This window comes from Spirosoma rhododendri (assembly GCF_012849055.1).
GTDB lineage: Bacteria > Bacteroidota > Bacteroidia > Cytophagales > Spirosomataceae > Spirosoma > Spirosoma rhododendri.
On sequence record NZ_CP051677.1, the window covers coordinates 1450027 to 1475425 of the forward strand.

Genomic DNA, 25399 nt, shown 5'->3' on the forward strand with positions numbered 1-25399 from the left:
AACCAGTCGTGCTATAGCTGCTGGGCTTGTTCGATGGCGGTGCGGAGGGCCGCCAGTTTATTGTGTACTTCCTGTAATTCGCTCTCCACGACCGACTTGGCCACCACCCCGGCCCCGGCCTGATAATAGAGCGTGTTGTTTTTGCTCATAAACGTGCGAATCATAATCGCGTGGTTGAATTCGCCGTCGAAACCCATGTAGCCGATACTGCCCGAATAGAAGCTGCGGCTCAGGCTTTCGTACCGGTCGATCAGCCGCATCGCCATATGCTTGGGTGCCCCGGAGAGCGTACCTGCCGGAAACGTCTCGGCGACGATTTGCAGCGGATCAGCCTCGGGCGTGAGCGTGCCGACGACTTTCGAAACGAGGTGAATGACGTGGGAATAGTATTGAATCTCCTTGAACGTCTCGACTTTGACCACGTCGCAGTTGCGGCTCAGGTCGTTGCGCGCCAGATCGACCAGCATCACGTGCTCCGCTGATTCCTTGGGGTCGTCGTAGAGTTTCTGGGCGAGTTCGGCGTCTTTCGCGTCGTCGCCCGTACGTCGGAACGTGCCCGCGATGGGGTAAATCGTGGCCTGCCGGTCTTTCACCACAATCTGCGATTCGGGCGACGAGCCGAACAGTTTGAAATTGCCGTAGTCGAAGTAGAACAGGTACGGCGAGGGGTTCAGCGACCGCAGTGCCCGGTAGACGTTGAATTCGTCGCCCACGAACGGGGTAGAAAACCGGCGCGATAACACAATCTGAAACACGTCGCCCCGCTGACAGTGGTCTTTTCCTTTTTGAATCACCGCCCGGAACTCATCATCCGTAAAGTTTGATTCTTCGTGGCCGTCGGGGCTGAACGAATACGTCGGGTAGTTACGGCCCGTAATCAGGTCGCTGATATCGTCGAGGGTGCTGTCGGGTTGTGCTTCGCCGTCCTGTAAATAGCTGTGTTCAAACAGGTGTAGCTCGTCTTTGAAATGGTTGATTGCCAGTACGTAGCGGTACACCATAAATAGAGCCGCTGGCATCTCATTTTCGGTCGGCACAGGGGCATTCAGCTGAATATCCTCGAAACTCTGCACCGACGGATAGCCGAAGTAGCCAAACAGCCCGTTGGTGATGAACGAAAACGGGGCTTTCTCGTGCTGAAACCGGTCTTTGAACTGCTGTAGCGCGGTTGGCATACCGGGCCGGTCGATCTCACGCACCGTTGGTTCCTGCCCCGGTAGCTGTTCGGTTAGCTGCGTGCCCTGATACGAGAATTTGGCGACGGGGTCGAAAGCGATATACGAGAAACTGTTGTCGTTGCCGTGGTAGTCGGAGCTTTCGAGCAGGATACTGTTCAGAAACCGGTCGCGGATGCGGAGGTAGATGCTGACCGGTGTGATGATGTCGGCCAGCATTCGTTTGTGACGGCTGACGACGCGGAAGGTGGGGTTTGAATCGGGCATGGTTTTGTGTGTAAGTAGCGTGTGATGGACAAAAAATAAGGCTCACCGGGATGACGGTGAGCCTTGATATCTGTTGATAAACAGTCATAGGGGCAACCCTCATCCCGGATAGGAAGAGTGCCACCACCAAATCATGTTTACCGAGTTATTCATGTCTTCTGAAAACCTAGTGTAAATAAATTTTTAAGACTTACTTGTCGGGGTGGCGGGATTCGAACCCACGACCTCTACGTCCCGAACGTAGCGCGCTACCAGGCTGCGCTACACCCCGAGTGGGACACAAAGGTATGGCCTTTATGAATTACCCGGCAAACCGGGCGAGATTTTTTTTGTGATGAAATGCACAAGGGCATCCGGCATCTCGTAGGGAATCAAGTGACCGGCCCCGTCGAGTACCTCGAACGTCGCGTTGGGTAGGGTCGGTAACGTTAGTTCAGGCTGCACATCGGGGGAAAGAGCGTTGTCTTTATTACCAGCTATGATTGATACCGGAACGACGACGCGGCTCATCCTGTCGGCAATGTCTTCCTTACTTCCTGCCGTCAGCCACGCGTCCCAGGCTACCTCGCTGGTGCGGAGGTTATCGGTAATAATTTGCTGACGATCAGCCCTTGAAACGGGCTTCGCCGTAATGTTCTCAAAAGTTTTAACAGCGGCCTGCTCGGTACCATGCGTTTCCAGCATCTCCTTTCGGTCTTTTTCGGGAATCGGCTCCGGGTGCGGTGGCGAAGGCGACACCAGTAACACCTGCTGTAACCCCACTGGCTGACGTGAAGCCAGATTGAGTACCACCTTCCCACTCATCGAATGGCCAATCAGTATGTACTGATCGACAGCTAGTTGTTCCAGCGTGCCGACTACGTCATCGGTCATGTCATCGACGCTGTACCCTGCTTTGGGTGCCGGGCTGTCGCCGTGGCCCCGCAGATCGACAGCGACACAGCGGTGCTTTATTTCCAATTGCGCTGCTACTGCCTGCCATTCTGCTGCTGAACCACCGAAGTAATGTAGAAAAACCAATGTCAGCGGGCCTTGTCCGCTTGCTATAGTATGTAACTCAACCGTCGCTTCCATGTGACTATTTTGTGCGGGTATAACTGGTTGTTCGGATATGGGTTTTAGTGCAGAAAAAATTTTCGACGCTTTTCCAACCTTACTACGGCCTGATTGCACTTTAGTACACAGCACCCAAAAACCATGTTTCGCTTGGCAACATCGTCCGACATACCCGAACGCGACCTCGTCGAGCGATGTCTGTCGATTACCGATCAGGCAACCCGGCGGCTGGCACAGCGGCAGTTGTATGAGCGGTATAAGCGGGCCATGTTTTCCACGGCCTATCGGATCACGAATGATTACGACAATGCCAATGATGCCCTACAGGACGCGTTTGTAGCAGTGTTCCGAAGCCTGCATCAATTCACGTTTGACTCGACACTGGGGGCTTGGATCAAGACAATTGTCGTGCGGAACGCGGTTCGCAAGCAGCAACTGGAAAGCCGGTTTATTGGGATTGACGAAGCCACGCATGACCAGCCAATACGATTGCCGGAGGGGTTGACGGGTGCCGAGCTGGACACGGTAATCCGAACTTTGCCCGACGGCGCGCGAACGGTTTTTCTCCTTGCGGAAGTCGAAGGCTATGCGCACAGGGAGATCGCCGACATGCTAAACATCACCGAAGGCACGTCGAAATCACAACTGAATTACGCACGCCGACTTTTAAGACAGCGACTGAGCAATGACTACCAATAAATTATTCCCCGATCTGCCTGAATACGACCCGCATCCCGACCTCTGGAATCGGATCGATGCCGATCTGACGGCCGCAGATCAATTCGATAAAGTGATTAGCAACCTGCCGCAGACTGACCCGAAAGCAGATCTGTGGGAAACGATCGAAGCCGAACTGGACGGACAGGTATTACCTCACCCCGCCGTTCAGCAACCGAAGAGCCAGGCTGGTCAGTTGATCCGGCCCTTGTGGGTCACGCTGACGGCTGCGGCTGCGGTAGCGGCCATCGTCCTGATTGGCTTCTGGACAAACCGGCAACCAGACGCCAGCGAACGGATGGAATACGCGGTTGAGACGGGCGCTGCTGGTGCCGCCAGCCCGGTCCCGGCTGATAGCGATGCTGACCGACGGGCGGAAGCATTCATTGCACAGCAGTGCGCTGCCCAGACGATCGCCTGTCAGCAACCTGAAGTGCATGAACTCCGCAATCAACTAGCTGAACTAGCCACGGAAGAGCAACGGCTGAATCAGGAGCGGCAAACGTTCGGCGATGATCCGATGCTGATTCGGGCGCAGGTAAAAGTCGAAAATCAGCGGGCTGAAGTAACGAAAGAACTCATAACCCTGCTCCGCTCATGAACAACCAATTGACAGTCTGGTGGCTGCTCGTGTGGTTTGGGCTATGCCTGCCGGGTGTGGTCGTGCGGGCGCAACCGTCGCTTCAGGTCGTAATGAAGGTGGTGGAGAAAGAGCTACCCTACTCGGCGGGCCAACGAGTGCGGCTGACGGCAGAAAAAGCCGACGTAAGCATACATGGCTGGAACCGGCCGGTGGTGTCGGTTCGGATACGGCTGACGGCTAAGCACACTGATCGAACTGTTGCCGAACGGGAGGTGGCGTATCAGCAATACACGATACAACAAATGGGTGCTGATATCGACCTGTCGAACCGGTATGCTGTGCCGCGCGGGGCGGGAAAGGTACAGAGTCAGTTGAAAGCAATTTACGATATCAGCGTACCAGTTGGTGCGTTGCTACAGTTGAAAAATTCGTTTGGCGATGTGCGGCTCACCGACCTGACCGGCGATGTAAACCTGACGTTTGAGTTCGGTAAACTTTCGCTGGACGACATTGGCGGAAAACTGGCTGTTCGGTCTAGTTACGGCGACATCGATGGGCGCGGGGTCGATGCTACGCTAACGCTTAACGCCGAAAAAGCCGATGTTATGCTGCGCGATATGGCCGGACGCGCCACTATAAAGAGTCGATACGGTAAGCTGACGGTCGTGCCAACCCCCTCAATGACCGGTTTGATGATCGAAGCATCGCGCACAGAAATTCTTGTGGCCGCCCGTCGCATCACCGATTTTCAGTACGACATCATCACCACGTTTTCCGACATCCGCGTACCCGAAGCGCAGCAGAGCGAGCTAGGGAAGCTGGGGAGCAAGCAAACCTTCACCTATCAGCCACCCGGACGCAAATCGCTGATTCAAATTCAGAACAGCTACAGTAACGTGACCATACAGGCCGACAAATCACTCGTAGATCGATAAATCCATGACCAACAGTTTTATGAAAACAGGCAAACGCATTGGCATCGTCGGGCTGGCGTGCCTGATTGCTACAGCCGCCCGAGCGCAGCAATGGACCTTCGGCCCGAAATTGGAATTGGGCTTATCGGCCCGGTCTACTTCAGCGGGTGAAGTAACGATCGGCGACGTATCAGTAGAAAGTGGCTCCAATGCCGGTGATGCGTTGGGCGCTGGGATCGGTGGGTTTGCCCGCTACGATCGGTCGCGCTGGTACGGACAGGCCGAGTTGCTCACGCAGCGGGCCAACGTAGCCAATTACTATATCAGCGGGCCAAGGAGCGGATTCTCGGAGTATGCCCGCGTGTCTCGCTTCGCCGGACGGGTATTGGGCGGCTACAAACCGCTGCCGTGGCTCCGCTTTACCGTAGGGGTGGCTGCAAACCAATACCGGCGAAACCAGGAAGACCAGTATGCTCCCAGTATTGCCAGTTATTATAGACTGGCCGATATGTATCCGGCTTACAAAGATGAGTACTTGGCCTCCGTACGAACGTACGAGGTGGCCCAGTCAGTCAACAGCAGCTTCAAAAAAGTATCAGTAGATGTGCTGGCTGGTGTTGGCGTCGATGTGGGTGGGCTTACGATTGATATTATGAATAGCAGTTCACTGACGCCGGTTGTCGATGGAATTACGCATCAGGGTCAGGTTTACGACCTGCGGCAGAAATACAGTAACTGGTCGCTGCAACTGGGCTATCGACTGTTTCCGGTGAAGGCGCATTTACTGGCCCCACGCCGGTCGAACCGGGCGTACGAGCGCATCAAAAAAGATATACCCTTCTACCGCAACGAAGTTCATATAGCGGGTGGGCTGCTGGGTGAAGACATTGGCAGTGCCTTTCTGTACGAAAACCGGTACACACGTTACCTGACCCGGCGAGTTGGTCTGTCAGTGGGTGCCAACATTATGCGGCTGTCCAAGGGGTATCTGCCCGGACAGACAACGGAGGTTCAGTTATTGCCCGCTGTCCGGTTCCTGCCGCTCTATAGCCGTCGACATATCATTGGGCTATCTACCGGTCCTTTGCTTCGCTATGAGTCCGGGTACAGAATATTCTCCGGCCGCTCTGGAGCCAATGGCCCAACAACGGTCAATCTGCGAAACGATTCAGGAGCCAGAACATTCTCGGCTGGTATACAGGGCACTGTCGATTACCAGTTTGCCATTTCTGACCGACTGCTCGTCGGACCGTGGCTGCGGCTCTCGTCAGACTACGCCTATGCAGGTATTCAGGCTGGGTACCGTTTCTAATTCTTACTGCTACACCGATTATGATAAATGTATTTATGAATCGATTGGCTATTGTAATTGGTCTGCTAATGACTGGCGGAGCCGCCGTTGCGCAGGTATCATCATCGTACCGCTTTGAGCTGGAAGCCGGTGGTGGGCTAATACGGTTGCCCAACGTGGACTACAATGGCTGGTCGGCCAAACAGCAACTAACTACGTACATCAAACCAAGGCTGGGAGTTTCTGTCGGGATAAACTGGGCTGGTGCGAGCAATATTGCTCCCCTTTCCTACTTGCCAGACCAGTATGGCCTGCCTAATCCGGCACGACTCAACGAATTTTACGTCCGTTCAGATCGGATGCTTGATCTGTCGGCGGTGGTGTTGCCTGTGCTGACCCGGTATCATCAGGTGTCTATCCGGGTAGGAATATCAGCGTATCGTAGTAGTACGACGCAGGTTGATAGTCTGATTTACTACGATCCACGCGATCGTTCGAACTATGAAACGGTTCTCCACCAGCGCACGACTGACCGGTTATCGCCTTTACTTGGCGTTGGATACGACTATCGGCTGTCGAATCGCTGGTCGGTGGGGGCTTACGCGACAGCGTATTTGAACGCGCCCGACCGGCAGACCGCATCGACGTTTGGGCTGCGAACTGCTTACCGATTCAACGTCAGTGCTGATTCGCTGGGCCTGGCGTCGATCGACAAAGGTGCGATACGAACAGGTATCCGATTGGCTGGCAACGTTTCGGCGTCGAACGGGAGAACGGTTGCCGATTTCTACAGGCTTCGGGGAATTGGGGGGCTTTGGGCCGAAGTGCCGCTTTCGCTGACATGGCAATTCCGGGCGGAGCTCAACTACGCACAACGCAGCGCACAGACAGACGAGGTACGGACCGGGCGTGTGCGGTTTTTGCCGGGCAGCAACAACCGAAACTATCTGGAAATTCCGTTGCTTTTCCGTAACGAAGTCGCGTATAAATGGCATCTGTACATCGGGCCTTACTTCGCTACCTTGTTGAATGGTCGGGCTGAGTCAGACGGAAAGCCGGTAGCGGTTGTACCGCACTCTGTCGTTGGCGTAATCGTCGGGGCCGACTATCAGTTGTCTGATCGCTTCTCGGTAGATGTCCGCTATCAGCGTGACATGGTCCAACTGTCAAGTCGTCCTTATGGCGGGTTGCACGGCTTCCAACTGGGGATAAACTGGGCTTTTCAGCGTAGCAACCCGTAGTTGCTACGCTGAAAAGTAATGGTACTGCTATATCTCAACCTTCAGCCGGGCGGGGCGGTCCGAGATTTCGAGCATCTCCGCGTGGGGAACGACCGTAATCTGACCAAACTCGTCAAGGATTCGCTTATAAGCGGCTGCAACCGGGCGGGGCTTCCGATCCAGATCGTATAGACCGCATTCGTTGACTTTGTTGTTTTGTTCAGCTAACTGCGTGTCCCAGTCGATCTGGTCAGTCAGGCTGTACCAGGTGAAACCGAGCACCGGTACCCCATCGCGACGCATTCGCAAGATGCTGATCCACTGTTTATTGAGCCAGTCGGAGGCCAGTTCGGACTCGAACACGTTGGTTTCCGTGTGCATCACCGGCTTTTTGTACCGGACGTAGTAATCCTTCGTGATCTCATACCAGCCTAGCACATCCATCGAGATCTGAATCGACCCGTCGGGTAGGCGGATGCGCTCGTTGCGGCCGTAATAGTCGTTGCCCATAATCTGATAACCCGGCGGCTGACCTGCCATAAACCAGTCGTATTCCTGCCGGGTCATGCCGTTGTCGAGCAGATACATACCGACCGTTGCCGAAGGTGGGTTTGCGTAAAGCAGATCGAGGGATAGAAAGCGAAGCTCGTTTTCCAGCGATACTTCGGGCGACGGAGTGGCGTACAATTCGTGGGTATACTCGGCACTTTCGCTTTGTACGATGATGCAGTCGTTGCGGTGTTTGGCAATCTGCTGCGTACCAATGATACTGGCGGCCGTTGCGTGCTTCATCGCCGTAACGAAGCCTTTATCTGACTTTAGCTGTTCGTTCCAGATACCATCTTTGCCGCTGGCTTTCGCCGTGACGTAAATCTCGTTGACGGGCGTGTAGTAGCGCACCCACGGGTATCGCTTAGCTACTTCTTCGGCGTATTCCGCGAAATGCATGGGTAGCTCAGGGTTCTGAAAGTTTTCGACCCAGTCAGGAACCCCAAAGTGCATCAGGTCAAGGATGGGGGTAATGCCCAACCGCTTGATTTCACCCATTGCTGCGTCGGCAAATTCCCAGTCGAACTTACCCGGTCCTTTATGAATGTCGTAGTAGGGTAAACCGTACCGTAGTACTTTTAACCCTAGTTCTTTAACCAGGCCCAGGTCTTCCTTGTAACGGTCGTAGTGGCCGCATTCCCGCAGCTGATCCCGGCGAATCTTGCCCTTCTTGATTGTTGGGTAGGAACACTCGATACCGGTAGCGAACATGAAATTGCTGGGCATTTCGGTAGGTAACCCCCGGCCGTCGTGGCCCCCGGCACCGCCGAACTGATCGCCGTCGTAACCGGCCTCCCCTATCTCTTTTTTGATGATGTCCAGAAAGCCCTTCTTTTTAGCTGCCATGTTGTTTTGGTGGAGAATCTACTCCTGATTGATGGATCAGAATGATTACTGAATTTGGCCAGGTTGAGGAAGTGTAATGTGCGATTAAACGTCCAGCCGGTTTCTATTTTTCAGAAACTGATCGGCCGTGCGTAGCGAAAGTGCCATGATCGTCAGGGCCGGGTTAACGGCGAGTGCGCTGGGGAATGTCGAGTTATCGCTGATAAACAGGTTCGGAACGTCGAACGATTGCCCATCGGCGTTGATAACGTTTGTTTCCCGGTCGTGGCCCATCCGGCAAGTGCCGATGATGTGGGCGTTACGCTGATAGTCCCATACGTTTTTCGCCCCGGCCGCGTCCCAGATTTCGCGCATGATCTTGTCGGCGTGGGCCGTCATCCGAATCTCATTTTCACCGTTGGTGAAATGAACACGTGGCTTCGGCAGACCACGACTGTCTTTTTCGTCCGACAGTTCCAGGTAGTTGAAGTCGTAGGGCAGGCAGTCGCCGAGGATATTGATACCGGCGACGTGGTTGTAAGCGCGGGCGGCCTTCTTAAACGACTCGCCCCACAGGCCGCGCTGCCGGGCCATCTGTTGCAGGTAGGTAACGGGCATTACCCCGATCGACTGAAGCAGGTAGCCACCGGCAAAATCGGCATCTTTGGGACGGTGCGTATCCTCCGAAATAACCGCGCCGGGAATACCCTTGTACGGCCGTATGTCTTCGTCGAACTCACCCCAGATCTGCAAGCCCGTGTGCGCCATGAAATTCCGGCCCACCTGCCCATTGCTGTTAGCTAATTGGTTCAGCAGCAGCAGTCGGGGTGTTTCGATGGCTCCGGCGCAGAGGAACACATACTTGCATTTCTGCCGCTTCTCCTGGTCATCCTGTATGTAAACAACCTCGCTGATACGGCCACTGCTGTCTTTGACGAGTTGGGTTACGTAACACTCTGTCCGCAGTTCCGCGCCTTTGCTCAGCGCCAGCGGGATGTACGTGACGTCCATGCTGGATTTCGCGCCAATGTTGCAACCGGCCTGACAAAAGCCCCGGTTGGCACAGGCGGGGCGATGACCAACCCCTTCCTGATAACGACCGGCCGACAAGGCTGCGTTGGCCGCCAGCGATGTTTTAATGCCCACTGCCTCACAACCGCGCTCCATTAGCTGCCCGGCCCCGTTTATGGGTAACGGGGGTGTTGGATACGACCGCTTGCGCGCTGGCCCCCACGGGTATTCCGCCGGGCCTGAAACGCCGATGAAGTGTTCGATTTCATCGTAGTATGTCGCGATTTCGTCGAAGCTGATTGGCCAGTCGACACCCACGCCGAAGTCGGTCTTCAGCTGAAGGTCGTCTGGTTGAACGCGGGGGGTGTAAGCCGTGTAGTGCAGCGTCGAGCCGCCAACGCCCGTACCGGAATTGTTGCTGCCAAACGCTACCGGGTCTTTGCCCGCGCTGAGTCGCTCGTCGTTCCAGAATAGCTTGTCCTGCGCTCGCTCGTCGGTTGGGAAGTCTTTCTTTGGGTCCCAGTACTTCCCGGCTTCGAGTGCCACGACCTTCAGACCGGCAGCGGCCAACCGGGCCATCAGGGGCGCACCCCCCGCACCGGTACCGATTACCACTGCATCGACACTATCGTTAAGGCTGAATTGATTGCTCATACGTTATTGCGTCGCATTCTTGTAGCGACACGAATACAGGTAAATAAACAAGGAGGTTAGTCGATTGGGCGCGGTTCGCGGGTTTCCAGTTCGTTGAGCTTAAGTTGCTGCCAGGTCGGTACATCGGCCATGCCGACGTAGCCAATTTCTTCCTGCCCCAGCGGGTGGCTGTAGTACGCATTTACTACCTCAGCGAACGTCTCTTCAAAAAACCGACCTGCCGGCACCTGCTGCCAGGTGACGCCGGGGGGCGTTCCGGCCTGAACAGCGTTCAGAACTTCATCCTGCTGCTCGACGGGCAAGTCGCAGAACGGTGCGCCATACAGCGCAACAGCACTTTCGTCGGTAGCTTTCAGACCCAGCTGGTACGCTTCCCGATCGTTGGGCATACTATCGTATCGCCAGCCGTCGGATTTGTTGTTCGTCAGTCGTTCGTCGATTGCACCCGCGATGTCGATACGGCCTACCGAGTCATCCTGTGGGAGTAACCGATTCGTGATGCAGGTAAGTAGCTTGAACTCGTCGGCGCTGAAAAAAGTGGGTTGCCGGGGTTGTTGCTCCAGCCGCTCGGTCAGCGCCTGCCGGGTTGCGTCGGTGACGGCGTCTGTTGCGAGCAGATCGCGTACCGTTCCGGCGGGATAGTGGTAGTCCATCGGTGTGTAAGTTTCAATTCAAGGTTTGTAGTTCAAGGTTTAAAGTCTATCGTTCAAGCAGAATGTTTCGGTTCCACCAACATTAAACCTTGAACGATAAACTTCAAACGGGCGATCAGCCCAGCTTGCCGCCCGTTACTTCAACGATGCTGCCGGTCATGAAGCTACCGTCTTCCGATGCCAGCAGGACGTAAGCAGGTGCCAGTTCTTCGGGTTGACCGGGCCGGGCGAGTGCGACTTCGTGTCCGAAGTTTTCAACCTCGTCGACGGGCATTGTACCGGGAATATTGGGTGTCCAGACGGGGCCGGGGGCTACGCAGTTGACACGAATGCCTTTTTCGCCCAATTGAATAGCCAGCGATTTGGTGAAGGCGTGAATAGCTCCTTTTGTCGCGGTGTAATCAACCAGAATCGGGTTGCCGACGATACCGACGATGCTACCCGTATTTACGATGCAGTCGCCTTTTTTGAAATGCGGCAATGCGGCCTGCGCCATGAAGAAATAGGCGATGATGTTGGTGTCGAATGCCCGGCGAAGCTGCTCTTCCGAGATGTCTTCCAGCTTCTCCTGCGCCATCTGGAAGGCCGCGTTGTTGACCAGAATATTCAGCGAACCGTAATGATCGACGGTTTGCTTCACGGCATTCTTACAATTTTCCTTGCTGCGAACGTCGGCCTGAATTACCAGACATTGTCCCCCTTTCGATTCAACAAGCCGCTTCGTTTCGGCGGCATCGTCGGCGTTTTCGTTGTACACGATGGCGACTTTTGCCCCTTCCATCGCGAACGCGGTAGCGACGGCCCGGCCGATACCGGAGTCAGCGCCGGTGATGATCGCGACCCGACCCGCCAGCTTACCGGCCGGTTTGTAGAAATTTAGTTCGGTAGCCGGAGCCGGGTCCATTTCCGACTGCTTCGCCGGGTATGCCTGTTTCTGGCCAGAAATTTCTGCTGAGGTTGGGCGAAAAGGTTGGTCGTTCATAAATCGTTGATAGTAATTATAGAAAGCGTCTGGGTTACAAACGAGGGATAAACCGGACGTTGCGACGCTTTGTTAAGTACTTCGATCAAACGAACTGGTTTCCCATAAAAAATGGGCTGCTCAGCCAGAAGCAAAGCAGCCCGTCCGTGAGAACGACCCGTGATTATTCTTACATCTCAATTACGCTAACTGAAACGGCTTTGTCGCCGTCGAGCACGAACGCACACTGATCGAAACTGGGCGGCCCCATCAGCATTGTAACGTTCGAGAAGCCAAACGGCTCGGTAGGCATTTGTCCCGAAAAGTCCATCTGTTTGTTGTCGTTCAGGTCTTGGTAAAGCCGTACGGCGTACTTCCCCGGCTTCAGGTCAGCGAAGGTGAGCGTTGCGTCGCCGGTAGCGGGGACATCGATAGTCTGCGTAATGGCCGATTTTCCCATGAGCGATTTGTCGTCGGTCGCCAGCCCCACGTACAGCTTGCCGGTGCGCTGCGTAAGCCCACTGATCGTAACCGTTAGCTTGTGCGTGGCGGAATCAGCGGGGAGGGTGGTCGTGAACGCGAATGAGTGCGAGAGAAGGGCAACGAACAGGACGAACGTAGACAGGATAGCTTTCATCGGAAATAGGGTGGTTATGCGGTAGACCGGGCGTCGTTGCCCGGCCTGACAAACATAGCCGATTCGATGAAGGCTGCGCAACCGGGAGGGACAAACGGCACCGATTTGGGATAAACCGCACTGCCAGAAGCTGTTTGGCCTGCTGTTGGGACGAATATCACGCTGACCTACCCGTTGTTCAGCGTGATGTTGCCGACTTTGTTGTACCGAATTTCATCTTCGGCCAGCATCTGATTGATCGTCTGGGTAAGTAGCTCTTCGTCGGTCTGGGCAAAATGGTGGACCAGTTGTTTGGGCGACACGCCGGGGCCGTTGGCCAGCGCGACGTACGCCCGGACCTCCCCGCGCACAGCCGCGTCGGCCTGTTCGGCTTGCTTTTTACGTTTCAGGCAATTGTCGCAGATACCGCAGCGGTCGTTGGTGCGTTCGCCAAAATACGCTTGCAGCAGGCGGGTGCGGCACTGCGTCGGGTGCTCGGTATACAGAATGGCCGCGTTGACTTTACGCAGGGCCTGCTCGCGACGGCGCTTCAGTTCGGCAACGTCGATGGGCAGCGAGGGCGCATCGTAGCGGGGCGTCAGGAACGTTAGCTGGGGCTTGTCTTTTTGCTTTTCGTAGATCACCACGTTGCGCTGATGCAGCTGCTCCAGCATGGCCACAATTTCGGGCTGGTTAATCAAAAACGTCCGCGCCATCGTCGACTCGGAAATGGTAATGAAATCGGTAAACAGTTCGCCCCCGTAGTAGCGTAGCAGCAGCTTCAGAAACGGGTCGAGTTTGGGGTTCAGCACCTGAAATTCGTACAGCTGCCGGTTGTCGAGCGCCATCGCCAGCCGTGAGGGGTGGAAATAGTTTTCGTTGAGCTGGATCAGCCCTTCCAGTTGCAGCTGTTTTAAGGCGTAGTGCGTTTCGGTCGGCGGCAGGTCGTAGGTGTGCGTAAAGGCGGCAGCGTCGAAGTCGTAACTGGCGAACTGACCCCCGCCCACCGGCACGGCTGTGTAATTCGCCAGTGCCTGATAGACCCGGCGCAGCATCTCGACGGGCTGATAGATTTGCTCGGTGCGCTGCCGCAACTGCTCGAGGTCGGCGGGCGTGTATAGCATCACGGCGTAGGCTTTCTGCCCGTCGCGCCCGGCCCGGCCTGCTTCCTGATAGTAGGCTTCCAGCGAGTCGGGGACGTCAAGGTGAACCACTACCCGCACGTCGGGCTTGTCGATGCCCATACCGAAGGCGTTGGTCGACACCACAATGCGGGTCTGGTTTTGTAGCCACGCATCCTGCTTGTCGGTGCGCTGCTGCGTCGTCAGGCCCGCGTGGTAGAAATCGGCGGAGATACCTTGCCGCGACAGCCAGTCGGCTACGCGCTGTGTCTGCCGCCGGCTGCGGACGTACACGATGCCGCAGCCCGGCACCCGGTTCAGAATCCGCAGCAGCCGGTCTTCCTTCTGCTCCGTCTCCAGCACCGAATACGACAGGTTGGGCCGGGCGAAGGTCTGCCGAAATACGGTCGGTGGCTGACCGTTGTGCGACCGGATCGCCAGCTTGTCGATGATGTCGGTTTGAACATCGGGCGTGGCCGAAGCGGTTAGCGCGATGAGTGGCGTGTCGGGAATCAGTTCGCGGAATTCGGCGATTTGCAGGTAAGGCGGCCGGAAATCGTAACCCCAGGCTGATACGCAGTGCGCTTCGTCGATGGCCAGCAGACAAACGTTCATCTGCTTGACCCGCTCGATCACCAGTTCGGTACGCAGTCGTTCGGGCGACAGGTACAGAAATTTGGTATTGCCGTAAATGCAGTTATCGAGCGTCGTGTCGATCTCGCGGTAGTGCATACCGGCGTAAATCGTGGCTGCCGGAATACCCCGCCGACGCAGCTGATCGACCTGATCTTTCATCAGCGCGATCAGGGGCGTTACGACGATACAAACGCCGGGCATCGCCAGCGCCGGTACCTGAAAACAGATCGACTTACCACCCCCCGTCGGCATGAGTACCAGCGCATCCTGCCCGGCCAGCACCGTGTTGACTACATCTTCCTGCATAGGCCGGAAGGCGGAATAACCCCAGAATTGCTGTAAAATTTGCCGGTTTGTCATGCGAAACGGGTGCCGCAACGGGCCATTTCCGCTGGGCTGCAATTGCACCACGAAGGTACGCACTGACACAGACAAACCGGAGTGATCGCAGATTCGTTTATGCTGGCACGACCGGGCCATCCGCAGTTGCGAGAGCCAGTAGATATAGAAATGGGTTGACCGGGCGTTAAAGCAGTCGACTATGCTCCTTTTATTAACTTCCGTGCCTACTTTGGGTAGTTCTGTTAGGCCATTGCGAAAATAATTGGTTTCTGGGCAGTCACCGGGCCAAACCGATTACAAACAAACTCAACCTGTTATCGACAACTACGTTTACATGCAGACCTATTTCTGTCAAGTATCAGCCCGGTTTTTCCGGGCGGGTGGGTTTATGGCTATGGCCCTGCTGCTGGCAGGGGTGGCCCTGGCTCAGCCGAAAGGAAGCTCCCCTCCCGCCACCGACTACGCCCAGTTCGTACGCTCGGCCCGCACCTACAAAGCGCCCAAAACGATCTGCTACGCCAGCGCCAAAAATGAGTTTACGCAGGTGCTGGCCCCCGAAGCGTTCCGGAAGCGGCTCAACAACCCCGGAGCGAGGCAGGCCGCCGTTACGTCGCAGTTTATCGTGACCTATACCGGCTTCACGGCCGATGCGCAGCGGGCTTTTCAGCGGGCCGTCGATATATGGTCGACGCTGATCGTGTCGCCGGTGCCGATACGCATTAAAGCCGTGTGGTCGAGACTTGACCCCGGTGTGCTGGGGTCGGCCGGGCCGTCGGATGTGCGGGTTGGCAGCGATGGTACGCAGAAAGCGTTTGGTATCTACCCCATTGCACTGGCGGAGAAAATCGCCCGTCGGCCGCTGAACAGTCCTGACTCGTCGGATATCGATGCGAGCTTCAGCAGCAATGTCAACTGGTATTACGGGCTCGATGCGAAGACACCCGCCGGGCAGTATGACCTGGTATCGGTTGTTTTGCACGAGATCGGCCACGGGCTGGGCTTCATCGGCTATTACGGTACGGTTGGTACGACGGCTTCATACCAGACGCCCTACCCGGCCGTGTACGACCATTTCATCGAAGATAGTCAGGGGCGGAAGCTGGTGGCCAATGGCGAAACGTATCCGCTGGGCTCCAACGCGCTGTACCGGCAGCTGACCGGTAACAACATCTTCCTGAATGGCCCGGTGATGCAGCGAACCGTTCGGCAGCGGGCTAAATTGTACGCTCCGTCTACCTTCGACCGGGGATCGAGCATCTACCACCTCGACGAAGGCACCTACCCGGCCAGAGATACCAATTCGCTGATGACCCCGCAGATTGGCGCGGCTGAAGCTATTCATTCGCCCGGTCCGCTAGTGCTGAATTTTTTCTCCGATATCGAATGGAAAACGACGTCGATCCTGCACACGCCACTGGACGATAATGAGGATGTCCGGGACGTCGTGTTTCAGGCGCGTATCGTCAGCGATACGACGCTGACGGCCGGATCGGTTCGGCTGTTTTACCGCAAAGGGGCTCCGACCGGTACGGATACAACCTATACTGCCGTCACACCGACGCTGGTGTCTGGCACGACAGACACCTACGCCTATACGATGCCCGCTTCCGTTGCTCAGGGCGACATTTACTATTATTTCCGGGCGCAGGATGCGTCAAGCCGCACGTTTACCAACCCCGGCAAGCGACCCGATGGCTCACAGGTACCGTTCCGGGTGCAGTTCGGTCCCGATCAGGTGCCGCCAACGGTGCGCTACAATCCCGGTAAGAACTTCATCATCAACCCCGCCCTGACCGACTCGCTGGTCGTTCGGGCGTATGTCACCGACGACCGTTCGATTGGCGTTGGCAACGCCCGGCTGGAATACCAGATCAACGGAACCGCGCAGCCAACCGTGACCCTGCGGTTTACGCAGCCGGTCGTCAACCGGCAGCAGTACGATAGCATCTACTTCGGACGGGTCGTTTTTCCAGCCAATCAGCTGAAAGCAGGCGACGTGATTACGTATCGGATCGTCGCCCGCGATTCATCACGAGCCCGCAATCAGGCTGTTAGTCCGGCAACGGGTTTTTACAGTCTGAGCGTGGTAGCTCCGCAGACGACCGTCGATCGGTATACAACGACGTTTGCCAGCACGACGGTGGCCGGCGATTTTGCCGGGTACCGCTTCGGAATTGCAACGCCCAGCGGCTTTTCTGACCCGGCCCTTCACTCCGAACATCCTTACCAGAACGGGTCCGACTACAGCTACCAGAGTAACGCCGAGTACATTCTGCTATCGCCCATCCGGGTCAAGAGCAACCCCGATAGTGCCAGCATTCGGTTCAACGAGATCGTGCTGGTTGAGCCGGGCGACCCCGGTAGCCGATTCGGCGACGCCAATTTTTACGATTACGTCATTGTGGAAGGGTCGGTCAACTATGGCCGTACCTGGCTACCGCTACTTGACGGGTACGACTCCCGCGATCAGGAAGACTGGCTGGCCGCTTACAACCGTACCACGAGTACGAATCAGACGACCGGTGAAACCAACTCAACGACCGTTGGCACGTCGGCCCTGTTTAAGTCCCGCGAGTTTTTCATTCCGACTACCGGCTATTTCCGGGGGGGCGATCAGATCATGATCCGCTTCCGGCTATTCTCCGATCAGTTGGCACACGGCTGGGGCTGGGCCGTCGATAACCTGCAAATTCAGGTGCCGCCACCCCCGCCGGTACTGGCAAACGAGGTGGGTAGCGAAGGTTCGTTCAACGTCTACCCCAACCCTGTAAGTACCGGGCAGGTGCGGGTAGAAGCGGTGCTGCCAAAAGCCGTTGCCGAAGCCGCCATCACCGTATCGAGTGCAACGGGCCGGGCCGTACGGCAGCAGACGCTGAAAGTGGGCGGTATGAAAATCAGCGAGCCGCTCGACCTGACGGCATTACCCACCGGGCTCTATTTCCTGAAACTACAAGCCGGTGAAACTACATTGACGCAGAAGGTGATTATCGCGAAATAACCACACTGCCAGCAAACGAGGGGCCTTTATCACTGTCGCACAGCGGTGATAAAGGCCCCTTTTCGTAGATTGCTTTTTTGCGCCTATGTACCGACTTCTGCTGATCGTACTGTGTATCGTGACGGGTTGCTCGCCAGCCCACCGGATTGCCCGCACGCTACGAACCGAAACCGCGTACACCGATCATCTGACGGGCGTGGCTGTGTACGATCCGATCCGTAAGAAATCATTGATTCAGCATAACGCCGACCAGCTGTTTACGCCCGCGTCGAACACCAAGCTACTGAGTTTTTACGCGGGCCTGCTCTTCCTGCCCGACTCGCTGCCTGCGCTGCGCTACGCCGTGCAAAACGACTCGCTGGTTATCTGGGGTACGGGCAATCCGCTGCTGCTGCACCCCGATTTGCCAGATACCAGCACACTGGCTTTTTTGCGGGGCCGTACGGAACCGCTGGCGTTCTCGCCCACCAATTACACCGGCCCCCGCTTCGGCGCGGGCTGGGCCTGGGACGATTACGCTGATGACTATTCGCCCGAACTGGCGCCGTTACCGATTTACGGGAATGTGGCTCGTTTCCATAAACCAACCCCGCTCCTGCCCTTCCGGGTTACTCCGTCACGGTTCACCGACAGCATCTACGCCGACCCATCGAAGCGAACCACCATTCGTCGGGATGAATTTGCGAATCGGTTTTTTGTGCCCCCGACAGCGAGCAACCGACAACAGGATGTACCGTTTCGGTGGTCACCCGAGCTGGCTTCGGATCTGCTGAGTGACACGCTCCATCGGACAGTTACGGTATCCCCGCACCCAATGCCCACCGACACTCGACTGCTTCGCGGACAACCCGCCGATTCGTTGTACAAACGGATGATGCACGTCAGCGACAACCAGTTTGCCGAGCAGGTGCTGTTTATGATCTCTGCCGAGCGGGGCAATTCGCAGCTTGACCCGGCCGCCGTTCGCCGGTTACTGATCGATAGTGTGTTGCACTACCCGCCCACGGCAGCCCGCTGGATTGATGGGTCGGGACTGTCGCGCTATAACCTGTTTACTCCGAACACATTCATTGACTTGCTGGGGAGAATCCGGTCGAAGGTGCCGCAGCCGCGCCTGTTTGCGCTGCTACCGGCCGCCGGGCAATCGGGCACCCTGCGGAGTGTGGGCAGTACCGTAAAACAGCCATACATCTGGGCCAAGTCGGGGTCGATGACGGGGGTATATAACCTGAGCGGCTATATTCAGACCCGGCGCGGGCGGTTGCTGTATTTCAGCGTGATGAATAACAATTTCAGTCAGTCGGTCAGCGAAATGCGCAAGCGAACGGCCGAGTTGCTCCGGCAGATTCATGAGCAACTGTAGCGTGCCTCATTTGGGCTGGCTACTTGCATTGTCCCCGACAGCTAGAAGCTGTCGAGGACAACACGCTTGACACACCTGTTTCGCTACCGTATCACCACCCGATAAATCGGGTAGCTGACCAGCACGAAGCCCAGTGCGTAGAGGCTACTGGAAAAGTCGCCGATAACGACGCCCAGCAGAAACGCCAGCGACGCAATGAGCAGCGCCCAGGTTGAAAACGGATAGCCCCAGGCCCGGACTGGGCGCGCCAGATCGGGTTCGGCCCGGCGCAGGCGAATCAGCGACGCAAACCCCGACGCGTAGCAAAGCACGAAGAAAAACGTGGCAATGTCCGATAGTTTGCTGTAGGTGTTGGTCAGAATCAGCACAACCGACGTAGCGGCCGTGAGCACTACAGCATAAGCGGGGGTTCCGCCTTCGTTGACGTACGTGACGAAACGAAAAAACAGCCCGTCGCGCCCCATGGCGTAGATCACGCGGGGGTTGAACATGATCTGGGCGTTGATAATCCCCATGATCGATACCATCAGCAGCAGCGTCACCACTTTGGCACTGCCCGGCCCGAATAAAGTCTGTACCGCATCGGCAGCGGCCAGTTTCGACCCAGCCAGTTGCTGAACCGGCAACACATACAGCAGCGCCAGATTGACCAGCACGTAAATACCGATAATCAGCAGCACCCCGCTGACCATCGACCGGGGCAGATTTCGGCTGGGGTCAACGTCTTCCTCGGCGAAATAAGCCGCTGTATGCCAGCCATCGTAGGTGTAAAAAACGGATTGCAGAGCCGCCAGGATGCCCACCCACAAACCCGTCTGAGCGATGGGCCGGGTTAGCTCGACGGCAGGTGCCGGATGACTCGGCGTTACCGCAAAACAAACGACTACGAACGCAAGCAGCCCCGCAGCTTTCAGTACGCTCATTATCTCCTGCGCCCGACTCGCCGACTTCACGCCCAGCCAGTGAAACGCGACAAACGCAGCCAGAATGCCGATGGCTACCAGTTTTTCGTGACCCAGTAGAGCCGGAGCCAGCACGCTCAGGTATTCGCTCATCACCGACGCACCAAACGCCATAGCCGCGACGCTGCCCAGCCAACTACTAACGCCGATCAGAAAGCCAGCATAGTTACCAAACGCCCGGCGTGCATACACGTACCACGCCCCCGCACTGGGGAGCATCGTGCCCAGCTCCATCACCGATAGCGACCCGACCAGCGCATACACGCCCACCAGCAGCCACACACCGATAATCAGCGTTGGGTCGCCGATGTCCTGCGCAATCGGGCCGGGCTTACGCAGAATACCCGTACCAATGGTACCGCCAATTGTAACGGCCACGCCAAAACCGACACCAAGTAACTTTTTGAGCTGATTCTGGGCCATACCGTACGACGAAAAGCGGGGTGGGTGAATCACAATGATAACGAAAAACGGGCTCGGTTAAGCCATAGCGTCGTCGGGGCAGGGGTTTTTCGTAAGTTTGCTTATGTGAGAGCTTTGTTGACGCATCCGTATCTACTGGTTATGGCGGGGGCAGCGCAGGAAGTTTGCTGCGGTACCTGACCGGGCGGATCGTGCCACCGGTGGTGGTCGGAACGCCGTTTCCCGTCGGTATTTTGCTGGTCAACGTGTTTGCCAGTGCCGTGTTGGGCGCGGTTGCGGGCTTGGCTACCAGCCGGGCCGTGGGCGAAGAGGTCAGGCTGCTTGTTGGCGTCGGCTTCTGCGGAGGGCTTAGTACATTTTCCAGCTTCAGCTACGACACCGCTGTGCTGCTGCAAAACGGGCGCGTCGGTACAGCCCTGCTCAACATCGGCCTGAACGTCGTGCTGTGTCTGCTGGCATCGGTCGGCGGGCTGGCCCTCGGCGCTAAACTTTAATCTATGCTACTACACCAGCCGCACCTCATACAACTACGCCCGGTGGGTTGGTGGCTGGTTCTTTTCCTGCTAATGGCAACAACACGATCGGCTTCGGCTCAGGATATGGCGCGTCGGCTTTACGATGCCCACGAAACCTACAAACAACAGGCACTGACGCACCGGCGGTTTAAACACCGCGACATGGTACCGCTGCTGGATTCGCTGCGCGGGCCGGGGCCGCTGGCCATCAGTCAGGTGGGGGAGTCGCTGGAGAAACGGGCTATATATCAGGTTAAAGCCGGAACGGGACCGGTCAACGTGCTACTGTGGTCGCAGATGCACGGCGACGAAGCTACCGCGACGATGGCCCTGTTCGATCTGTTCAATTTCCTGACCGCATCAGGCGATGAGTTCGACAGTCTGCGGCAGACCATCCTGACCAAACTCACGCTCTACGCTGTGCCGATGCTCAACCCCGACGGAGCTGAGCGTTTTCAGCGCCGAACGGCCAGCGACATCGATATGAACCGCGACGCGCTGCGGCTGCAAACCCCGGAAGGGCGACTGCTGAAAAGCTTGCAGCAGTCGCTCAAACCGCTGGTTGGCTTCAACCTCCACGATCAGAATCCCCGGTACAGCGTAGGGCACAGCGGACAACAGGCGGTGATGTCATTCCTGGCGACGGCTTACAACCCGGCCCGGTCGGTCAATGATGTGCGCCGACGGTCTATGCAGTTGATTGCGGGTATGAATCGGGCTTTGCAGCAGTTTATACCGGGTCAGATCGCCCGCTACGACGACGAATTTGAGCCCCGCGCCTTCGGCGATAACATTCAGAAGTGGGGAACTACGCTGGTACTGATCGAGTCGGGCGGGTACAAAGGCGATTCGGAGAAGATGATGATCCGGCAGTTGAACTTCGTCGCTATACTGACGGCTCTCCAGTCGATTGCTGAGGAAACATACGCGCAGGAAAACACCGACGACTACGCAGCTATTCCCGAAAACGGCCGCAACCTGTTCGACGTTTTGATTCGCAATGCCACAACGATCCGCAATGGCAAACCGGTGCGCGTCGACGTGGGTATCAATCGGTACGAAGTCAACACGGATAGCGCCCGTTCCTACAAGTACAAAAGCACCGTCGAAGATTTGGGCGACCTGTCGACATTCAGCGGGCTGGAAGAGATCGACGCGACGGGTTTGACACTGACAGCCGCCGGTGTACAGAACTACATGACCGCATCGGCAGATGAACTACAGCAGTTGAATCTGGATTCGCTGCGGGAAGCAGGCGTCCTGCTCATCCGAACATCGGCTGCCGGGCGAGCGGTATTAGCCGGACAGCCGGTGCATCTGCTACGCGATGGAAAAATACCCGCGCGCCCGCTGCAACTGGGGCAGATACCCACCTTTCTGCTCAAAGACGGCGACCGTATTCGCTACTGGTTCGTCAACGGATTCTGGTATGCCGATGCCGCCGGAGCGGGCTGGGAACGCAGTGCAGTGACCGAATAAAAAAGTTCTTAAAATCGGTGTTCCGGAATAAAAGACAGTAAAAACAGATTAAAACCGAATTAACTACTGAATCGATATAGCCGTGTTAAATTATTGATTGTTAGTACATTAAAGGCACATTAATTCATAATTAACCCGTAACAGTGAGGTAATGTTGGCGTAATACTAGGCTAATAGTTTTGCGACGCGAAATGCGACGCCAAACTATAAACATGACTCAGTATCTAGTACTTATCTCGTTTTTTCTGAGCAGTCTAACGCTCTACGCGCAAACCGGAACCGTCCGGGGAACAGTAAAAGACACCAAAACAAAGGAAGCCCTCATCGGCTGTACCGTCCGTGTCGACGGCACGCAGCTCGGTGTTACGACCGACATCGACGGACAGTTTACGCTGGCCAACGTTCCTGCCGGTACGCAGAAAATCGTTATCTCTTACGTCTCCTACAAGACTAAAGAAATTCCCGGCGTTCGGGTTGAGTCGGGCAACACGACCGTGATCGACACGGAGCTGGCCGAAGAAGGTACCGCGTTGCAGGAGGTTGTGGTACGGGGCAGCCGGGCAACCAACACCGAAATCGCGGTCATCACCGAAATCAAGCAGCTGAAGCCGATCGCGGTTGGTATTTCGGCCCTGCAAATCCAGAAGTCGCAGGACCGCGACGCAGCAGCGGCCATCCGCCGGGTACCGGGAGTAAGTATTCTCGACAACCGCTTCGTGCTGATTCGGGGGCTGGGTTCACGCTATAATTCGGTACTTATCAACGACGTCATCGCGCCGTCGACCGAAGTAGAAACCCGCTCGTTCTCGTTCGATATTATCCCCAGCAACATCCTCGACCGGATGATCGTCTATAAATCCGGTTCGGCTTCCCTACCCGGCGACTTTGCGGGTGGCGTAGTCAATATTTATACGAAACGTCGGCCCAGCAGCAACTTTATCGATGCAGGTCTGACACTGGGCTACCGCGCCAACACGACTGGCCGCGCGGTGCAGTCGCATGACCGGGGCGGACTAAGCGCGCTGGGTCTGTGGTCGCCCAGCCAGACGATTCCAACCAGTTTTCCCGCTCGTTCGGCTGATTTCAACGCATTGGGTGCTCCGCAGCGCGCTGCCTACGCCCGGCTATTGCCTAACTCGTGGGGGCTGACAAACATGACGGCTATGCCCGACATTCGGTTTGCGCTGAATACAGGTCGCCGGTTCGACGTTGGAAGTGTACAGGTAAGTAACCTGACGAGCGTCAACTACAGCCTGACTAACCAGTTTACCGACATTGATTTCCGGGTCTACGACAACGGTGCTGTTGCTAACCAGGTCAATCAGCAGTATCAGGACATCAGCTATTCACGGCAGGCTCGGCTCGGGCTGTTGCACAACTGGTCGCTGCGGTTTTCGCCGAACTTCACGCTGGAGTGGAAAACGCTCGTAAATCAGCTGGGTAACCAGGAAACGGTGGTACGGACAGGCCAGAACTTTGACTCGAACGCCGACATCCGCAGCTATTCCGAGCGTTTCGAAAACCGGACTATCCTGACCTCGCAGGTGTCGGGCGAACACAGCCTGAGCGAGCTAACGAAAGTAAACTGGATTGCTGGCTATGGTTATTCGGGTCGCTGGGAGCCCGACTGGAAGCGCGCTCGCTATCAGGCCCCGCTCAACAGCGGTGAAAACGGTACATACACACTGGTAACGCCCGTTGCGCCCAACCCGATCGACGTTGGCCGGTTCTACTCGAAGCTGAATGAGCAGACCGCTTCGCTCATCGGTAACTACGATCACACATTCGGCAACCCGACCGACCGCGAGCCGAACCACATCCGGGCCGGTGTGTATGCCGAGCAGCGCGTTCGTGATTATGCCGCCCGTTTTTACGGGTACAACAGTATCGCCGGTACCAATGCCGACGGAGGTATCGTGCAGCAGCAGCCAATCGGTACAGTTTTCTCGCCAGCCAACGTCAGCGGGCAACCCGGCGGTCTGTCGCTACTCGACGGTACGTCGGATCTGGACTCGTATCGGGGTAGCAACACGTACGGCGCTGCCTACGTCAATGGTGATGTAAATCTGGGTAGCCGCACGACTGTTACGCTGGGTCTGCGGGGCGAGTACAACGTGCAGGGCCTACGGATTCAGCGGCAGGGCGTCAATCAGCAACTGGTCAACCGGGCAATCTTCAGTCCGCTGCCATCGATCAACCTGACGTACAAACTGAACGACAAACACAACCTGCGTCTGGCTTACTCAGCGACCGTTAACCGGCCTGAGCTGCGGGAGCTGGCTCCGTTCCAATACTTTGATTTCAACCTGCTGGCCGTCGTAACGGGTAACACCGAGCTGACCACCGCCACGATTCAGAACGTCGATGCCAAGTGGGAGTTTTATCCTTCGCCGAATGAAGTGGTATCAGTAACGGGCTTTTTCAAGCAGTTCCGCAACCCCATCGAAAGCTTCCTGCTGCCAACGGGTAACGGCTTCAACTACACGTTTATCAACGCGCCTTCGGCCCGGAACTACGGTGTCGAAGTAGAAATCCGCAAGGGCTTCCAGCAATCGGGTAGCCGTTTCCTCCAGAATTTGCAGGTTGTTGCCAACGGTTCGCTGATTAACAGCCGGGTCAAACTGGGCGACTTCGTCCGTGCTCCGGATGCGTCGGGTTCGGTCGTTGACATATCGCTGAAAGATCTGGCCGATAGCGAGCGCCCGCTGGCCAACCAGTCGCCCTACCTGATCAACGGCGGTCTGTACTATCAGGCTCCCGACAACAGCTGGCAGTGGAACGTGCTGTACAACATTTACGGCCCCCGCATTTTCGCCGTCGGTACGCGCAACAACCCAACGATCTACGAATTGCCCCGCCACGCCATCGACCTGAACATTAGCAAGACGTTTGCGCAGAAGATGGAAGTGCGGCTGGGTATTCAGGACCTGCTGAACCAGGCGGTTCGGTACGCGCAGGATTTTAACGGCGACGGCAAGATCGGCAGCGATGTAACATCGCAGACGGTTGGTGCTGACCAGGTATTCCGCCGATACAAGCGGGGGAGTACATCACCCTGACGGGCGTGT

Annotated in this window: 19 protein-coding genes and 1 tRNA gene; 10 read left to right on the plus strand and 10 right to left on the minus strand. The window is 56.5% G+C overall.

What is annotated here, in order from left to right:
- Positions 1-11: 11 nt before the first annotated feature.
- The 3 genes from HH216_RS05765 to HH216_RS05775 form a co-directional block, all read right to left on the minus strand.
- Entirely contained in the window at positions 12-1442 is a 1431-nt protein-coding gene (locus HH216_RS05765) for an anthranilate synthase component I family protein (protein WP_169549926.1), read from the minus strand.
- Positions 1443-1639: 197 nt separating this feature from the next.
- A tRNA-Pro gene (locus HH216_RS05770) sits at positions 1640-1713 on the minus strand.
- 23 nt (positions 1714-1736) lie between these two features.
- A complete protein-coding gene (locus HH216_RS05775) occupies positions 1737-2516 on the minus strand; it encodes an alpha/beta fold hydrolase (protein WP_169549927.1) in 780 nt (259 codons plus the stop codon).
- 123 nt (positions 2517-2639) lie between these two features.
- Between HH216_RS05775 and HH216_RS05780 the strand changes: the two genes are divergently transcribed.
- The 5 genes from HH216_RS05780 to HH216_RS05800 are packed head-to-tail and all read left to right on the plus strand — an operon-like array spanning position 2640 to position 7244.
- Complete coding sequence (locus tag HH216_RS05780) at positions 2640-3197, plus strand: RNA polymerase sigma factor (protein WP_169549928.1); 558 nt, start codon at positions 2640-2642, stop codon at positions 3195-3197.
- Positions 3184-3816, plus strand: a complete 633-nt coding sequence (locus HH216_RS05785; RefSeq protein WP_169549929.1) for a hypothetical protein — start codon at positions 3184-3186, stop codon at positions 3814-3816. Before HH216_RS05780 ends, HH216_RS05785 begins: the two co-directional genes overlap by 14 nt.
- Positions 3813-4733: a DUF4097 family beta strand repeat-containing protein gene (locus tag HH216_RS05790; protein WP_169549930.1), complete on the plus strand. Its 921-nt coding sequence runs from the start codon at positions 3813-3815 to the stop codon at positions 4731-4733. The genes HH216_RS05785 and HH216_RS05790 overlap by 4 nt, the downstream gene beginning before the upstream one ends.
- A 19-nt stretch (positions 4734-4752) precedes the next feature.
- Positions 4753-6024 (plus strand): hypothetical protein, encoded by a 1272-nt coding sequence (locus HH216_RS05795; protein WP_169549931.1) that lies wholly within the window; start codon positions 4753-4755, stop codon positions 6022-6024.
- 20 nt (positions 6025-6044) lie between these two features.
- Entirely contained in the window at positions 6045-7244 is a 1200-nt protein-coding gene (locus HH216_RS05800) for a porin family protein (protein ID WP_169549932.1), read from the plus strand.
- Positions 7245-7271: 27 nt separating this feature from the next.
- On the opposite strand, the gene HH216_RS05805 is transcribed toward HH216_RS05800, so the two are convergent.
- The 6 genes from HH216_RS05805 to HH216_RS05830 all read right to left on the minus strand — a co-directional run bounded on the left by HH216_RS05805 (position 7272) and on the right by HH216_RS05830 (position 14609).
- Positions 7272-8618 (minus strand): family 1 glycosylhydrolase, encoded by a 1347-nt coding sequence (locus tag HH216_RS05805; protein ID WP_169549933.1) that lies wholly within the window; start codon positions 8616-8618, stop codon positions 7272-7274.
- Positions 8619-8702: 84 nt separating this feature from the next.
- Positions 8703-10262 carry a GMC family oxidoreductase gene (locus HH216_RS05810; protein WP_169549934.1) on the minus strand — a complete coding sequence of 520 codons (1560 nt, stop codon included), beginning with the start codon at positions 10260-10262 and terminating at the stop codon, positions 8703-8705.
- A gap of 56 nt (positions 10263-10318) precedes the next feature.
- Positions 10319-10915, minus strand: a complete 597-nt coding sequence (locus HH216_RS05815) for a gluconate 2-dehydrogenase subunit 3 family protein (protein ID WP_169549935.1) — start codon at positions 10913-10915, stop codon at positions 10319-10321.
- Between the two features lie 115 nt (positions 10916-11030).
- Positions 11031-11897 carry a glucose 1-dehydrogenase gene (locus HH216_RS05820; protein WP_169549936.1) on the minus strand — a complete coding sequence of 289 codons (867 nt, stop codon included), beginning with the start codon at positions 11895-11897 and terminating at the stop codon, positions 11031-11033.
- Between the two features lie 169 nt (positions 11898-12066).
- Complete coding sequence (locus tag HH216_RS05825; RefSeq protein ID WP_169549937.1) at positions 12067-12513, minus strand: DUF2141 domain-containing protein; 447 nt, start codon at positions 12511-12513, stop codon at positions 12067-12069.
- 167 nt (positions 12514-12680) lie between these two features.
- Complete coding sequence (locus HH216_RS05830) at positions 12681-14609, minus strand: RecQ family ATP-dependent DNA helicase (protein WP_169549938.1); 1929 nt, start codon at positions 14607-14609, stop codon at positions 12681-12683.
- A gap of 316 nt (positions 14610-14925) precedes the next feature.
- On the opposite strand from HH216_RS05830, the gene HH216_RS05835 reads away from it, so the two are divergent.
- Positions 14926-17589 carry a T9SS type A sorting domain-containing protein gene (locus HH216_RS05835; protein WP_254448702.1) on the plus strand — a complete coding sequence of 888 codons (2664 nt, stop codon included), beginning with the start codon at positions 14926-14928 and terminating at the stop codon, positions 17587-17589.
- 85 nt (positions 17590-17674) lie between these two features.
- Positions 17675-18952 (plus strand): D-alanyl-D-alanine carboxypeptidase/D-alanyl-D-alanine-endopeptidase, encoded by a 1278-nt coding sequence (locus HH216_RS05840; RefSeq protein WP_169549939.1) that lies wholly within the window; start codon positions 17675-17677, stop codon positions 18950-18952.
- 83 nt (positions 18953-19035) lie between these two features.
- On the opposite strand, the gene HH216_RS05845 is transcribed toward HH216_RS05840, so the two are convergent.
- Positions 19036-20337 carry an APC family permease gene (locus HH216_RS05845; RefSeq protein ID WP_169553276.1) on the minus strand — a complete coding sequence of 434 codons (1302 nt, stop codon included), beginning with the start codon at positions 20335-20337 and terminating at the stop codon, positions 19036-19038.
- Between the two features lie 164 nt (positions 20338-20501).
- On the opposite strand from HH216_RS05845, the gene crcB reads away from it, so the two are divergent.
- The 3 genes from crcB (at position 20502) to HH216_RS05860 (ending at position 25390) form a co-directional block, all read left to right on the plus strand.
- Complete coding sequence (gene crcB / locus HH216_RS05850; protein ID WP_254448703.1) at positions 20502-20831, plus strand: fluoride efflux transporter CrcB; 330 nt, start codon at positions 20502-20504, stop codon at positions 20829-20831.
- A 72-nt stretch (positions 20832-20903) separates the two neighbouring features.
- The gene (locus tag HH216_RS05855) at positions 20904-22331 is read left to right on the plus strand and encodes a M14 family zinc carboxypeptidase (RefSeq protein WP_169549940.1); all 1428 of its coding nucleotides are present in this window, start codon (positions 20904-20906) and stop codon (positions 22329-22331) included.
- A gap of 212 nt (positions 22332-22543) precedes the next feature.
- Positions 22544-25390 (plus strand): TonB-dependent receptor, encoded by a 2847-nt coding sequence (locus HH216_RS05860; RefSeq protein ID WP_332871481.1) that lies wholly within the window; start codon positions 22544-22546, stop codon positions 25388-25390.
- Positions 25391-25399: the final 9 nt, after the last annotated feature.